General features: G+C 71.0%; 15 protein-coding genes. 7 read left to right on the forward strand and 8 right to left on the reverse strand.

What is annotated here, in order from left to right; genetic code table 11:
* Nucleotides 1–260: 260 nt before the first annotated feature.
* A complete protein-coding gene (locus NBZ83_RS21475; protein WP_261570316.1) occupies nucleotides 261–692 on the reverse strand; it encodes a VOC family protein in 432 nt (143 codons plus the stop codon).
* Nucleotides 693–754: 62 nt separating this feature from the next.
* Between NBZ83_RS21475 and NBZ83_RS21480 the strand changes: the two genes are divergently transcribed.
* The 3 genes from NBZ83_RS21480 to NBZ83_RS21490 all read left to right on the forward strand — a co-directional run bounded on the left by NBZ83_RS21480 (nucleotide 755) and on the right by NBZ83_RS21490 (nucleotide 2,447).
* Entirely contained in the window at nucleotides 755–1,753 is a 999-nt protein-coding gene (locus tag NBZ83_RS21480) for a helix-turn-helix transcriptional regulator (RefSeq protein WP_261570318.1), read from the forward strand.
* Between the two features lie 107 nt (nucleotides 1,754–1,860).
* On the forward strand, nucleotides 1,861–2,214 hold the full coding sequence (locus NBZ83_RS34630) for an NAD(P)H-binding protein (RefSeq protein ID WP_261570319.1): 354 nt from the start codon (nucleotides 1,861–1,863) through the stop codon (nucleotides 2,212–2,214).
* On the forward strand, nucleotides 2,127–2,447 hold the full coding sequence (locus NBZ83_RS21490; RefSeq protein WP_261570320.1) for an NAD(P)H-binding protein: 321 nt from the start codon (nucleotides 2,127–2,129) through the stop codon (nucleotides 2,445–2,447). Before NBZ83_RS34630 ends, NBZ83_RS21490 begins: the two co-directional genes overlap by 88 nt.
* 289 nt (nucleotides 2,448–2,736) lie before the next feature.
* Here the strand turns inward: NBZ83_RS21490 and NBZ83_RS21495 are convergent, their stop codons facing one another.
* From NBZ83_RS21495 to NBZ83_RS21510, 4 genes are all read right to left on the reverse strand, one after another.
* Nucleotides 2,737–3,339 carry a hypothetical protein gene (locus tag NBZ83_RS21495; RefSeq protein WP_261570321.1) on the reverse strand — a complete coding sequence of 201 codons (603 nt, stop codon included), beginning with the start codon at nucleotides 3,337–3,339 and terminating at the stop codon, nucleotides 2,737–2,739.
* A 657-nt stretch (nucleotides 3,340–3,996) separates the two neighbouring features.
* A complete protein-coding gene (locus NBZ83_RS21500; protein ID WP_261575679.1) occupies nucleotides 3,997–4,920 on the reverse strand; it encodes a phosphotransferase in 924 nt (307 codons plus the stop codon).
* A gap of 274 nt (nucleotides 4,921–5,194) precedes the next feature.
* Complete coding sequence (locus NBZ83_RS21505) at nucleotides 5,195–6,106, reverse strand: LLM class flavin-dependent oxidoreductase (RefSeq protein ID WP_261570323.1); 912 nt, start codon at nucleotides 6,104–6,106, stop codon at nucleotides 5,195–5,197.
* Between the two features lie 12 nt (nucleotides 6,107–6,118).
* Nucleotides 6,119–7,183 (reverse strand): LLM class flavin-dependent oxidoreductase, encoded by a 1,065-nt coding sequence (locus NBZ83_RS21510; RefSeq protein WP_261570324.1) that lies wholly within the window; start codon nucleotides 7,181–7,183, stop codon nucleotides 6,119–6,121.
* A gap of 343 nt (nucleotides 7,184–7,526) precedes the next feature.
* On the opposite strand from NBZ83_RS21510, the gene NBZ83_RS21515 reads away from it, so the two are divergent.
* Genes NBZ83_RS21515 through NBZ83_RS21525 form a run of 3 tightly spaced genes read left to right on the forward strand, consistent with a single transcriptional unit; the run spans nucleotide 7,527 to nucleotide 10,345 of the window.
* On the forward strand, nucleotides 7,527–8,669 hold the full coding sequence (locus tag NBZ83_RS21515; protein ID WP_261570325.1) for an ABC transporter substrate-binding protein: 1,143 nt from the start codon (nucleotides 7,527–7,529) through the stop codon (nucleotides 8,667–8,669).
* Between the two features lie 15 nt (nucleotides 8,670–8,684).
* On the forward strand, nucleotides 8,685–9,608 hold the full coding sequence (locus tag NBZ83_RS21520; protein ID WP_261575680.1) for an ABC transporter permease: 924 nt from the start codon (nucleotides 8,685–8,687) through the stop codon (nucleotides 9,606–9,608).
* A 5-nt stretch (nucleotides 9,609–9,613) separates the two neighbouring features.
* Nucleotides 9,614–10,345, forward strand: coding sequence for an ABC transporter ATP-binding protein (locus NBZ83_RS21525; protein WP_261575681.1), 732 nt, complete (start codon nucleotides 9,614–9,616; stop codon nucleotides 10,343–10,345).
* A gap of 132 nt (nucleotides 10,346–10,477) precedes the next feature.
* Here NBZ83_RS21525 and NBZ83_RS21530 read toward each other — a convergent pair whose 3' ends face one another.
* The 3 genes from NBZ83_RS21530 to NBZ83_RS34635 all read right to left on the reverse strand — a co-directional run bounded on the left by NBZ83_RS21530 (nucleotide 10,478) and on the right by NBZ83_RS34635 (nucleotide 12,620).
* The gene (locus NBZ83_RS21530; protein ID WP_261575684.1) at nucleotides 10,478–11,104 is read right to left on the reverse strand and encodes a TetR/AcrR family transcriptional regulator; all 627 of its coding nucleotides are present in this window, start codon (nucleotides 11,102–11,104) and stop codon (nucleotides 10,478–10,480) included.
* A 95-nt stretch (nucleotides 11,105–11,199) separates the two neighbouring features.
* A complete protein-coding gene (locus tag NBZ83_RS21535; RefSeq protein WP_261570329.1) occupies nucleotides 11,200–12,015 on the reverse strand; it encodes a mycofactocin-coupled SDR family oxidoreductase in 816 nt (271 codons plus the stop codon).
* Between the two features lie 404 nt (nucleotides 12,016–12,419).
* The gene (locus NBZ83_RS34635) at nucleotides 12,420–12,620 is read right to left on the reverse strand and encodes a helix-turn-helix domain-containing protein (RefSeq protein ID WP_261575685.1); all 201 of its coding nucleotides are present in this window, start codon (nucleotides 12,618–12,620) and stop codon (nucleotides 12,420–12,422) included.
* Between the two features lie 74 nt (nucleotides 12,621–12,694).
* On the opposite strand from NBZ83_RS34635, the gene NBZ83_RS21545 reads away from it, so the two are divergent.
* The coding region (locus NBZ83_RS21545) for a tetratricopeptide repeat protein (protein WP_261575686.1) at nucleotides 12,695–14,346 on the forward strand (1,652 nt) is incomplete at its 3' end.

A 14,346-nucleotide genomic window follows, 5' to 3' on the forward strand; every position in this document is an offset into this window, starting at 1 on the left:
CAGCCACAGCACCACCCGCCCCATCCGCCCCGAGGGCCTGACGCCCCACCGCGCTCCACGCGCCGGCCTGGTGCGCCCGGTGGTCCCCCGCCTGTCCAAAGGGTTCGGTGCCCGATCTACTCATCGCCCACCGGCATCGCGCCGCGACGAAGATGGTGTGCAATGGAGGCGCTTTCCCACGCATCCACCGTCGGGCGCACGACCCGTCGGCCGCACAGGCTCGCGGGGGCCGCAGTCCGTGGCAACCGACCCCGCCGCGGTCACCGGCCGAACTTCGCCTTGGCCTCCGGCGTGACGGGGGTGAAGAGGTTGACGAGGTTGCCGTCGGGGTCGCGGAACAACAGCGAGCGGTTGCCCCACGGCATCGTCGTCGGCGCGTTGACGAATTCGGTCGGGACCTGCCTGATCCGCTCGTAGTCGGCGTCGACGTCGTCGACGAGGAACTCGATGATCGCGCTGTGGTTGTCCGCGGCCCGCGCGGAGCCGGCCCCGAACAGCGCGACCGTGCGGGTGCTGCCGATGGCCAACGTGCCCGCCGGCGTCTCCAGTTCGGCGAAGTCGGGCGTCGACCAGCGGATGGGCGTGCCGCTGACCCGTCCGTAGAAGTCGGCCAGGCGAGCGACGTCGTCGGTGATGAGGCGGATCGACACGAGGCTGTGCTGATGTTCGGAGGCAGGGTTACGAGTCGTCATGACGAGAACGCTAGGGAGAATAGAGGGCAGAATCCGCCCGGTATCCGGGAGATACTTCCACGGTGACGCGACCCACGGCCCGAGTGCTCGCCCTGCTCGAGGTCCTGCAGTCCGGCGGCACCCGCACGGTCGGGGACCTGGCGACGCGGCTCGGCGTCGACGAGCGCACCGTCCGTCGCTATGTCGTCCATCTGGCCGACCTCGGGATCCCGGTGCAGTCGGTGCGGGGCCGCCACGGCGGCTACCGGTTGGCGCCCGGGTTCCGCATGCCGCCCCTCATGCTCACCGACGACGAGGCGCTCGCCGTGCTGCTGGGGCTGGTGGCCGGACGTCGGGCGGGCCTGGTGACCACGTCCGTCGCCGCAGCCGAGAGCGCCGCGACCAAGGTGCGGCGGGTGCTGCCCGAGGCGCTGGGACGTCGGCTGGACGCGCTGCTGCAGACCATCGACTTCACCGTCAACAGTCGACCCGCGATCGAGCTGGAAACGACCGTCCTGCTTCAGCTCGCCGAGGCCGCGCGGGACCGCAGGCCGGTGGCCATGAGCTACACCTCGCCGAACGGACGGCGCAGCGAGCGGACCGTGCACCCGTACGGCATCGTCGTCCATTCCGGGCGCTGGTATGTCACGGGAGCGGACTCCGCGAGCGGCGAGACCCGGACCTTCCGTCTGGACCGGATCACGATTCTCACACTCCAGGGCGAGACGTTCGACATTCCCGACGGATTCGACCCCGCCGAGCGGGTGCTGTCCGGGCTCGCCGAGGCGCCCCACCGACACGCGGTCTCACTGCGGGTCCAGGGCCCGGCAGAGCAGGTCCGGGCCCAGCTCCCGGCGGGACTCGCCACCGTGCACGACATCGTCCACGTCGACGGCAGAGCGATCGTCGACGGTTGGGTCCGGGTGCGGCTACAGGCCGAGCGGTTGGACTGGGTACCCGCCGTGCTGGTGGGACTGGGCTTCCCGTTCGTCGTCGAGGAACCGGACGAGCTTCGCGATCTGCTCAGATCGCTGGCAGCACGACTCACCACCGCCGCCGGCACCGGCACCGGCACCCGTTGACGTCGGTCCGACGACTCCCACCTGACCAGGCGGTCGCCGTACGCATCCGCGGGTCTGTCACATCGGAAGGCCGGGATTCGGCGTCTTCGCAGGGCGCGGTGGTGCGGATGAGCCAGACCGCACCGCCACGCGAACGATTCCCACGCGAGAGGCCAGGCAGGTATGCGGATCGCGGTTTCGGGGCTAACGGGCCCACCGGGCGGCTGGTGGTGCAGCAGGCCCTCGAGGCAGGCCATGAGATCGTCGCGGTCACGCGGCGGCCGGCGGAGTTCCCGCTGGCCGGCGAGCGGCTCACCGTCATCGGGGCCGACGTGGCCGACGCGCGGTCGAACCCCACCCGCACAGCGATGGCGGATTCCTGCTCAACCGGGTCATGCAGCCGCTGCTCGCGCGCACGATCGGCCGCAGCACCTACACGGACATGCGGGCCATGGAGCAGATCGTGCGCGACAGCGGCCTGAACTGGACGGTCATCCGTTCCTCCGGCCTGTTCGACGCCGGCCACGTCTCGCCCTACGAGGTCAGCGACGGCCCGCTGGACGGCGTGTTCACCAGCCGCGCCGACCTCGCGCACTGCCTGCTGGCGCAGGCGTCCGAAGACAGGTTCGCCGGCCGGACGATCGAGATCACGACCAGCGAGGGCGCCCCGACCCTGCTCCAGGTGATCCGCCGCGAGGCCTTCGGCCGCAGCTGACCCGCCTCGACTGTCCACGATCTCCCCCCACCCTCTGCACGGGGCCGGGCCGGGGCTGGGCCGGGGCTGGGGAATCCTCCATCTGCACGTCTTTACCTCGGCACCGGGTGAACGCGCCGCGACGGAAGGACTCGGCCGGTCCTGCGGCTGACTGACCAGAAAAGTCCATGTGGCCTGTGATGGCCGGGGCCGGCCGCCGATGCACCTGAAACGGCCGGTCTGGACGGCCACTCGCAGGCGAGGACGGTGCCCTCAGCGCGGGAGGTCTGCCGGGCATCCGGCCGCGCTCTCAGGATGCGGCGAACCTCACGCCAACGTCATCGAGATCCGTCATCAGAGCAGCAGGGGTCGCGCTGTCCACCGGCCAGGCCTCCAGGAGATGTTCCTCGACCGGTTCCTCTACGAAACCACGTCGACTGGCATCGTCGCGTCCGCGCGCGTGAACCCGCACTCGATATCTTCCCGGACCACTGCAGGCCAGGTTTCCGAGGTCAGGCCTCATCTCGAGCTCGGAGCTCATCACCCTGATCCAATTTTCGGACGCGACGATGTCCACTTCGGCGACGGTATCCCAATCCGGTTCCGTCTTCGCGACCCCGGTGAGGGCTCGAAGAAGTACGCGCACCGGACCCATATCCGTCCCGCACATGACCTTGACACCGTTTTCGCCGATCGCGGCGACCAAGCCGTTGCTCCCGTCGATCGACATGTCATAGTCCGGTCCGCCGACCAGATAGTACCTGCATGGATTCACGTGTATCAGCCCCGACCTATTCGGCATCCTCCCAGGATAGGCCACCCGCTTCGGCCGAATCCACCAGAAGTAGTCCCAGCGTGGCGCCAGCATCCGAATACCGTCGTGTACAGCACTGAGAACGACGAGCGGCGACATGAGTTCAATCAAGGAGCGACGAGCGTGGGCAGCGACACGTCGAGCCCGGCTGAGCCATCGGCACGGCTCACACCTCGCTGGCGGTGGACTCTCCGGCTCAACCCAGGCCAGCTCTGACAGAGAGTGATTGAGGACGGGTCGGATGCAGGGCAGCCGCTCCTGCCACACGAATCCACCAGGGACACGTACGTCCTGTTCAACCGCCCATTTGCCGAGTCCCGTGACAGCGCCGGACAGCGCAGACGTCCGACTCCAGGATTCACGCAGCGTCAGATGAACGTCGTACTTGTTGCGGCGTTCCGAGCCTTTTAGGCGCAGCACTACCCGTTCAGCCACTTAATTCCATCTAGCCGATATGTACCATTAGCTCAGACCCCCTCCGAAGGTCTTCGCATACATACCGTCTGCCACGGTCGAGCCAGCCGACAAATCATCGTCAGCCGACTTTCTCTTGCGGCCTCCAGCCACAGCCAACCGAACGGGATTCTCGATGAAAAGACAAAAGAAACGCAAACGGTACGGTCTCCGCCACTTGTATCAACCGGCTGCCTAAAACCCCAGCTCGCGGCCGGTGACAGCATTTTCGACCAGGACTGGATCCTGGCGGACCTGGAACTGCGGCCGCACAAGGTCCGCGGCTGGCTGCGGCGCGCCGATCTACTCGTGGAATCGGGTCAGACGCTCGCTCAGGACCCGGTCGAGCGCCGCCCGCCCCGCCGGACCCCACGCCGGCTTGCCGCCGGGCAGGCCGCGGTCCCCGTTCTGGCCCATCAGCATCAGGAAGAGGCTCTTGCACGCGGCCAGCCCGCGGGCACGCCGGACCATCGCCTCGTCAGCCTCCGCGTACGCGGCGAAGAAGCGTGCGGCCGCGCCCGCCGGCAGCAACACCCAGGCGGCCGCCAAGTCCGACGCCGGGTCGCCGACGAACATGTCGCCGAAGTCGACAACGCCCGCCAGCGTCCCATCCGCGACGACGACGTTCGCGGGATGCAGGTCGCCGTGCACCCACACCGGCGGACCCTCCCATGCGGGAGCCGCGACGGCATCGTCCCAGACGGCCCGGACGTCGACGGCGTCGGAGCCGATCGCGTCCGCGTCAACGGAGCCGAAGAACCGGTCGAAGACGCTCGTGCAGTCCCTGGGGTGCGCGCCGCGGCCCGTGTCCACCGGTGCGCCGGCGGGCGCCGCCACATGCAGCGCCCGCAGGAACGCCGCCAGGGTGTCGGCCGCGTGCTCGCCGCGGGTGATCGACCCGTGGTCCAGCGGCAGGCCCGGCACCCACGTCATGACCGTCCACATCTTGGAGAAACGCTCGCAGGGCACACCACTGCGCACCGGGACGGGGATGGGCAGCGGCAGGCGTGGAGCGAGCAGCGGCAGCCACCGGCGCTCCTTGAGCTGATGATCGGGATCGGTGTCCATACGCTGGATCCGCACGGCCAACTCGTCCCCGAGGCGCCACATCTGGTTACCCCAGCCGCCCTCCACCTCACGCAGGGGCAGCCCGGCCAGGTCCGGATGCTGGTCCCGCAGCAGGTCGCGGATAAGACCCGCGGTGATCACGGTCTCGATCTCGATCATGCGGAGCAACCATACTGGGTTCGACCACGACAACACTGTCCGACCGTTCCGACGTGCGATCGACGCGCAAACTCCGGAGCATCACACCATCGCTGCTGCCCCCGTGGCCGCCGCGGCCGACGTCGTGGCGGTTCCCGCCGGTCACGATCGCGGCGAGCGGAACCCCGGAAGCTTCGGTGATCAGATCGTATGTGCTGCCGGGGCGGGTTCCTTGCCTTTCCAGAGGGTTTCGTGTCCGGTTCGTCCCTCTGGAAAGGCGAGGAAGTGGATCGGGTCAGGAGCGGGCGGCGGCTACCTGGGCGCGGACCTGGGGGATGACCTGGTCGGCGAAGATCTGCAGGTGTTCGACGGGGGTCTCGCGGTCGCCGAGGACGAAGGTGTCGAAGTCCAGTTCGAGGGCGAGGGCGGTGAGCTCGTCGATCCACTGGCTGGCGGGGCCGACGAGGAAGCCCTCGGAGCGGTCCTGCAGCTTGTGGCCGAAGAAGGCGTTGTACAGGCGCGGGACGGCGGTGCGCGGCCGGTCGGCGGCGGCGAGCTCGGTGTCGAAGTGCGCCGCGTCGGCGCGGACGGTGGCGAGGTCCAGGCGGTTGCCGTTGGGGATCCAGCCGATGCCCTGGCTGGCGGTCAGCCGGCGCATGAGCGGGCCGCCGCTGCCGATCCAGAGCTGGATCGGCTCCTGCGGGGGGAGCAGCGGCTGCGGGTGGTCGAGCTGGTAGTACTGGCCGTCGTAGGTGACGTCGGCGTCGCCGGACCACAGCAGCCGGATGACGTCGATCGCCTCGGCGAGCCGCTCGCGCGCCTCCCGCGGCTTCCACCGCGGCCCGCCGATCGCGGCGATCTGATCCCACAGCCCGCCGGTGCCGAGGCCGAGCTCCACCCGGCCGGGGGCGAGGCGGTCGATCGTCCACGCGGTCTTGGCGAGCACCTGCGGCGGGCGCAGGGCGAGGTTGACGACGTCGGTCAGCACCCGGATCGACGACGTGCGGCCGACCACGGCCGACAGCAGCGCCACCTGGTCGATGTAGTCGGGGTTGTAGGGGTGGTCGGGCACGGCGATCAGGTCGTAGCCGAGGTCCTCGGCCTGCGCGGCATGGTCGAGCAGCGTGCGGCCGGCCACCGTGCGGGGGAACAGGAACGTGCCGAACCGCAGCGGGCGGTGGTCGAGCGGTCCGGGGGCGTCGGTCATCTTCGCTGTCTCCTATGCCGCGCTGAGCGCGGTCTCCTTGCGGACGAGTGGGGCCACTTCCTCGGCGATCAGGTGCATGACCTCTTCGGTGCCCGCCGGCCCCAGGCCGTTGTCGATCTGGAGGAAGTGCAGATCGTGACGGAGATCCTGGTGCATCCCGATCAGGCGTTCGGCGACGTACTCGGGGGTGCCGACGAGGATCTGGCCCTCCGGTCCGGTGAGGTCGTCGAAGCCCTGGTCGAGCAGCCGCTGGGCCCGGTTGTCCTGGCGCAGGCCCTGGTTGCGCTGCGCGGCGGCGTTGATCGTCTGCTCCCAGTAGGCCCGGTACTCGCGGCGCACCCGCGCCTCGTCGTGGTCGACGACGACGGTGGACAGCGACGCGACCCGGGCTCCGGCCGGGTCGTGGCCGCCGGCGGCGAACGCCTCGCGGTAGTGGTCGGCGAAGTCGGCGTAGGTGCCGGCGCGGAACCCGGCGACCAGGACGGGCAGACCCTTGCTGGCGGCGAGTTCGACGGAGTCGACGTTGCGGGTCGCCCCGAGCCAGACGGGCAGCTGCGGCTGCACCGGCCGCGGGGTGACGTGCGCGTCGCTCAACGCCGGGCGGGAGGTGGCGGGCCAGGCCGGGATGTGCCCGGTGCGCAGGATCTCCAGGAGCAGGTCGAGGTGCTCACGCAGCAGCGTCCCGCGGTCCGGGTCGTCGACGCCGATGAGCAGCCGTGAGGCGTTCGCGAAGTTGCCCTTCCCGGCGACGATCTCGACGCGCCCACCCGAGATGACGTCGAGGGTGGCGTAGTCCTCGGCGACGCGGACCGGGTCGAGCAGGGGAAGCAGCGTCACCCCGGTCATCAGCCGCAGCCGCTCGGTCTGCGCGGCGATCGCGGCAAGGATGACCGGCGGTGCGCTCGTCACGAAGTGCGGGTCGCCGTGGTGCTCACCGACGGAGAACGCCTCGAAGCCGAGCCGCTCGGCGAGCACACCCTGGGCGACGATCGACGTCAGGCGCTCGTGCTCGGTCGGCGTCGTGCCGGTGTGCCGGTCGGTGGAGACGCCGCCGAGCGTGTTGATTCCCAGTTCCACCAGATGCCCTCGATCGTCGTCGGTAGCTGTTTCGGAGGCGACGGGCCCGCGCTGACGACTGACGACGGTGGCTCCGGCCCCGGGAGCGCGACCGAGGTGCACGGCGCTCACCCGGCCATGGGTAACCGCCCGTGCGCCGAACGCAACTTCGTCAGTGGATCAGGACATGACGCCCAGCTTGCCATCAGGCGCCGAAACCGCGCGTGCCTCGCCGTCTTACCAGGACTTTAACCTGCACCATCGCTTATCGACCATCTCGACCCTTTCGGTTGACAAGTACGTCATGGGATGAAACCTTCACCCGGACCCGGGGATGCCGGGAGTGGATCATGTGGGAGTTTTGATGTATCAGCGGGGATCAGGCCAGCTCAGGACCGGCGGCCGCCGGCGCGGCGCCATCGCGGTCGCCATCGCGGCCGGCCTGGCGGTGACCCTCGCGGCCTGCGGCTCGGACTCGGGTGGCGGCTCGAGCGCCGCCGCCAGCCCGGCCGCGACCGGCGCGTCGAACGGCCCCGACCTGTCGGGCGTGACACTGCGGGTGGCGACCTACCCGGCGGCCATCGGCGGTGACGAGCCGCTACTCAAGGCGGCCGGGCTGATCGACACCCCGTACAAGGTGAAGTTCCAGACGTACCCCGACGGCGGCGCGCAGACCGGGGCCGTCAACCAGGGCAGCGCGGATCTCGCCCGCGGCAGTGGCGTCGCCAACGTGCTGATCGCCGCGGGGGGCACCAAGCCGAACTTCGTGTCCGTCGCGACGCTGCGGCTGCCGACGTCACTGCAGTGGACGGTCGCGAAGAAGGGCATCACCTCGATCGCCGACCTGCGGGGCAAGAAGGTCGCGTACACCAAGAACACCACCACGCAGTACTTCCTGCTCAAGCAGCTCGCCAGCGCCGGGCTGACCTTCAAGGACATCCAGCCGGTGCCGCTCACGCCGGCCGACGGGCTGAGCGCACTGCTCGGCGGCAGCGTCGACGCGCTGGCCGGGTTCGGCAAGACGGTGCAGGTCGCGGTCGCGAAGGGCAACCCGATCCTGGCCGACGGCGGCCCGATCCTCTCCGGCAGCCTCGGCGGCCTCGTCGGCGCCTACAACGCCTACACCACCGACCTCGACGACCCGGCGAAGTCCGCGGCGATCGCCGACTACATCGGTCGGATCGAGGCGTCGTTCGCCTGGACCCGGGCACACGCCGCCGAGTGGAACAAGATCACGTCCACGAACACCAACCAGCCGCTGGAGTCCGTCACCGCCAACTTCAAGGCCTCGGAGAACAGCGCGAACTCGGCCGTGGGCCCCGTCGACCCGAAGGCCCTGGCCGACCAGCAGGCCATCGCCGACACCTTCCAGGCCGCCGGTCTGCTGCCCGGCAAGGTCGACGTCGCCGGCAGCTACAACACGAAGCTGAACCCGGCGATCGAGGCCGCCATCGCCTCCTACAAGGCCAAGTTCCCGGCGAACTTCGCCGTGACGACGGTGCAGTGAGCTAGTGAGCCGACGATGGGAGACCCGGGTGCCGTGGCGACCGTGACGCAGCCCAAGGGCGCAGCACCCGGGACGCCGCCCGCCGCCGTGCCTGCCGCCGACGCGCGTGCCGCCGTGGGCTCGCCCGCGGCGGCACGCGGGCGGCGGGTGACGTTCAGCGCCGGCGGCGCGGATCGGCGCCGGCGGCTGTGGGTTCCCAGCCTGGTCCGCCGGGCGATCGTCCCGATCCTGCTCGTCGGGCTGTGGCAGCTCGGCAGTTCGTCGAGCTGGTGGTCGACGGAGGTCCTGCCCGCGCCGTGGGACGTCGCCCGCGAGTTCGTCACCCTGTGCAACAACGGGCAGCTGCCCTCGAACCTGTGGGTGTCGGTGCGCCGGGCGCTGACGGGCGCGGCGATCGGCATCGCCGTGGGCCTCTCCCTGGGCGTGGCGGTCGGCCTGTGGCGACCGGTCGAGGAGGCCCTCGACGCCACCCTGCAGATGCTGCGGACGATCCCGTTCCTGGTGATCCTGCCGCTGTTCATCCTCTGGTTCGGCGTCGACGAGACCCCGAAGATCCTCATCATCACGATCGGCACGGCGCTGCCGATGTACATCAACACGATGTCGGGCGTGCGCACGGTCGACCCGCGCCTGCTGGAGATGGGCCGCCAGTTCGGCCTGAACCGGCTGCGCCTGATCGCGACCGTCGTCCTGCCCGGGGCGATGCCGAGCATCCTCACCGGTGTGCGCTACTCCCTCGGCCTGAGCTGGCTGGCGCTCGTCGTCGCCGAGCAGATCAACGCCCAGAAAGGCCTGGGCCTGCTCATCTACAACGCGCAGTCGCTGTTCCAGACGAAGATTCTGATGGTCGTCGTCGTCGTGTACGCGGCCCTCGGCCTGATCACCGACGTGATCGTGCGCGTCGCCGAGCATCGCCTGCTGGCCTGGCGCGGGAGGTGACGCGGGTGGATGCCGTCACGGTGCGCGGCCTGCGCCGCGCGTTCGGCTCGCACGTCGTGCTCGACCGGCTCGACCTGACCATCGCCGACTCGGAGTTCGTGGCCCTGGTCGGCCGCAGCGGCGGCGGCAAGACCACGCTGCTGCGCACCCTGGCCGGGCTTGACCCGGTCGCCGAGGGCAGCGTCGAGGTGCCGGCGCTGCGTTCGGTGGTGTTCCAGGAGCCACGGCTGCTGCCCTGGCGTCGGGTGTGGCAGAACGTCTCCCTCGGTCTGCCCCGCTCCCGCCGGCGCGACGAGGCGACCCGGGCGCTGGCCGAGGTCGGGCTCGCCGACCATGCCCAGGCCTGGCCGCTGACGCTGTCCGGCGGCGAGGCGCAGCGCGTCGCCCTCGCCCGGGCCCTGGTCCGCGAGCCGGAACTGCTGCTGCTCGACGAACCGTTCGGCGCCCTCGACGCGCTGACCCGCATCCACATGCACGCCCTGGTCCGGCAGCTGCACGAGCGGCACCGCCCGGCCGTGCTGCTGGTGACGCACGACGTCGACGAGGCGCTCGAACTCGCCGACCGGGTGATCGTGCTGCGCGACGGCCGCCTCGACGAGGAGATCGAGACCCGCGAGCTGTTCGAGGACCGCCGCGACCCGCGCTTCGAGCAGGCCCGCGCCCGCCTGCTCGGCCTGCTCGGCGTCACCGACACCCACGTCGCCGACCCCACAGCCGTGACCGACCCACAGCCGTGACCGACGCTCACGCCTGAACGAACCGTTTCGCGGCCGACTGCGGTGCGTTCTGCACTGCCTGAGCCCGGATAGCGCGCACAGCGCACCGCAATGCCTCCCGGGCGCCACCCGAGGAGATCGGTCCGCGACGGCTCAGGCGTCCGGCGCGGACAACCCCCGGGCCAGGAGGGCGGCGAGGGCGTCCGGGGCGACGAGGGTGTGGTCCGGCTGGTCGAGCAGCGGCGCCATGGACGCGGCGAAGGTGAGTAGCTGGGCCGCGGCGACCTGCTCGGGCGTCGGGACCTCGCGCCCGAAGATCCGGGCGAGCCGGCGGGCGATCACGGCCGCAGCGGCGTCGGTGCTCTCCATCGCCCGCCGCCGGATCTCCTCGTGGACGGCCAGTTCCTGCAGGACGATGCGGTGCACCGGCGACGGACGGCCGAGCACGACGGTGAGATGCCGCCACAGCTCGGCGATCGCCCGACGCGGATCCGCCGGCTCGGGCGGGGGCGGATCGAGCTGGGGCGGATCGAGTGAGGGCAGGTCGAGCTCGCCGAGCGTGGTCACCCGATCCCGCTGCACGACCGCGAGCAGCAGGTCCATCTTCGTCTTGAAGTGGTAGAAGATCAGCCCGTGCGGCACACCGGCCGCCGCGGCGATCCGGGCGGTGGACGTCCGGTCGAACCGGTGCTCGGCGAACAGCACCTCCGCGGCGGCCAGGATGCGCTCCCGCGCGGTGCCTTCCGGCTCCCCCCGCGGCCCTGCGCTCCGCGCCCCCACGGTCGGCGCCCCTGCGGTCGGCGGTCCCGCGGTCGGCGTGGTTGCCCGGTCCGCGCCTGCGCTCCCCTCGTCCCGCCCCACCTCGGACCTCGACCTCAGAACTCGGTGTTGCCGGCGTCGGGGGCGATCTCGTGCGCGGTGATGAACCTCGACTCGTCCGAGGCCAGGAACAGCACGGTGTCGGCGACGTCCTCGGGCTCGGTGCCGTCGACCGGCAGCAGGTTCATGAACATCGGGCCGAGCCGGTCGTAGCCGCCGATCGCCTCGTCGATCCGCTGGCGCATGGTGCCGGTGCCCATCGGCGTGTTCACACCGGTCGGGTGCACGCTGTTGACCCGGATGTGATGCTGGCTCAGCTCCGCCGCGAACGCCTTCGCCATGCCGCGCACCGCGAACTTGCTGGTCGTGTAGGGAACCATGAACGGCTGCACCTTCAGCCCCGCCGCCGAGCTGATGATGATGATTGACCCACCGCCGGCCCGCACGAGGTGCGGCGCGCCGACCATCACCGTGTTCCACGTTCCGGTGATGTTCGTGCTGATGGTGTCCTCGTAGATCTGCGGAGTCACCTTGTCCCACGCCCGCGGGATGCAGATGCCGGCGTTGGCGACGACGACGTCGAGCCGGCCGAGCTGCGCCACGCCGTCATCAACGATGCGGCGCAGAGCCTCCAGGTCGCGGACGTCCACGATTCCGGACACCACGCGGCGCCCCGTCTTCTCGATCAGCGAGACCGTCTCGGCCAGGTCCTCCGGGGTCGCGGAGAGGTAGTCGACACTCGGCAGGGGCGCACAGACGTCGACCACGATCACGTCGGCACCCTCCTCGGCAAGCCGCAGCGCGTCCGCCCGTCCCTGCCCGCGCGCGGCCCCCGTCACCAGCGCGACCTTACCCGCCACCCGACCGCTCATCGCCGTCTCCGATCCCACGTCAGAACCACCGGCCACCGTCGGCCGGACGTTTGGTTGAGTACTCACTCAGCCTACGTCCAATCCGGCCATCCGCCTACATTGCGCCAATGCACGCCCAGGTCACGACGATCCGACAAGGCGGACCACACCGCGCCGGCCGTCCCGCTCGCCGGGATCTGGCACCGCAGTCCGTCCGAGACCGCGGCTCCACCTGGTCTCTTCCGTCCGCCGACCGCACCTGGAAGCGCACTGATCTGCCATGGCCTGGGCTGGACACCGACCCGCACTCAGGCGATCGCGGTGATGTCCCCGTCGTCGAAGTAGATCGCCTGGTGCAGCCGGCCGCCCAGGGCCGCGGCGAACCGGGCGACGACGTCCTGCCCGGAGATCTTGCCCTGCTCGATCTAGGAAACCCGGCCCTTGGTGACGCCCATCCGCTCGGCAACCTGCTGCTGGGTCAGACCCCGCGCCCGGCGCACCTCTGCCAGCCGGTGACCCACCGCGACCGCGAGCAGTTCCTTCTTGCCGGCCTCGACGGCGTCCTCACCGCCGGCACGGGCGACCTGCTCGGCACGGATCTCCGCCCATCGCGCGTAGCCACTCATCGACGATCAGCGTAGCGACCGCCCTACCGTCCGGAGATCGTCGAACGTTTTGGTCGCTGTGGGATGGTTATCCGGTGACCGTCGGGGGCGAGGGGGACGCGCTCGACTGCTTCGTGTCATACGCCGAAGACGGTCGGGCGTGGGCGGAGTGGATCACCGGGGCGCTGGAGGGCGCCGGCCTGCGCGTTCTCGTCGAGTCGTGGGACCGGGTGCCGGGCAGCAACTGGACCGCCTTGCTGGACCGAGCGGCCCGGCAGGCCCGGTACACGATCGCCGTCGCCTCGGACGGGTACGTGAACTCCGCAGACGCGGTCGCCGAGTGGGGAGCGGCCTGGTCACCCCGCGTGGCCAACGGGGATCGCCGGTTGCTCGTCGTCCGGGTGACCGACCGCCCGGTGCCGGGCCTGCTCGGCCAGATCGCTCCGATCAACCTGTTCGACCGCGGTGCGCTCGCCGGCAAAATCGCCCTGCTCGCCGCCGTCCGCCCCGACCGCGGCGACCGCGGCGAGGGCGGCGAGGGCGGCACGCCGAGCGGACGCGGCGACGGCGCTGGGACGGTGGGTTTCGCCCGCCGGCCTCATCCGGCGATCCACCCGGGTGAGCTGCCGGCCGTGTGGAACGTGCCGACGCCGCAGGCCGCGTTCATCGGGCGGCAGGAGGCGCTCGACGGCCTCGACGCGGCGCTGAAACGCTCCCCGCTGGTCACCGTCACGGGTCTCGCCGGCATCGGGAAGACCAGCGTCGCCACCGAGTACGTCCGCGCGCATCGCCGGGAGTTCGACGCCGTCTGGTGGGTGCCCGCAGGCAGCCCCGAACTGCTCAACGACCGAATCCGCGCCCTCGCCCCGGCGCTCGGGTTGCCCGACCGCGCCGAGCCGGCCGCTGTCCTGGCCCGCCTCGACCGCGCCGACGGCCGCTGGCTGATCGTCCTCGACGACGCCGCCGAGACGGCCCTGCCGGACTGGTTGCGCCCCAGCGAGACGGGCCGCCTGCTGCTGACCTCCCGCAATCCCGACTGGGACCGTCTCGGCCCGGTCGTGGCCCTGCCGTCGCTGGACCGCGCCGACTCGATCGCCCTGCTCACCGACCGCCTACCCGCCGTCGACCCGACCATCGCGACCCGCCTCGCCGGCGCACTCGCCGACCACCCGCTCGCCCTAGACCAGGCCGCCCACCGGATCACCTCCGGCCGCCTGCCCCCCGAGACCTACCTACAAGCCCTGCTTGACCAGCCGGCCCGCGTGCTGGCCCAGGGGGAGGTGCCCGGCCGCCCCGGCGTCACCGTCGCCACCCTCTGGGACGAGCCACTGCGCCACCTCGACGCCGACTCCCCCGCCGCCGCCGAACTGCTCCGCCTCACCGCCCACGCCGACGCCACCGGCCTGCCGCTGCACCTGCTCATCGCCGACCCGGACGACCTCGCCCACCCTGAGCTGCGCACCGCCGCCGCCGACCTGCTCGACCTCGCCGACACGATCGCCACCCTGGAACGCTCCGCCCTGGCCCACCGCGACGGCCCCACGGTGGGGATGCACGCCCTGGTTCGCACCGTCGTCCGCGCCGACACCGCCCCCGACCACACCGACCAGCTCACGGGCACCCTGCGTCGGATGCTGCACGCCGCCGTCTACCTGCTCGAACAGGGCCAGCCCGAGCAGGCCCTGCCGCTGGCCGAACGCGCCGCCGCCGCCCGCGAACACCTCGCCGGCCCCGACCACCCCGACAC

Origin of the sequence: Frankia gtarii (genome assembly GCF_025403375.1) — a bacterium.
Lineage (GTDB): Bacteria > Actinomycetota > Actinomycetes > Frankiales > Frankiaceae > Frankia > Frankia gtarii.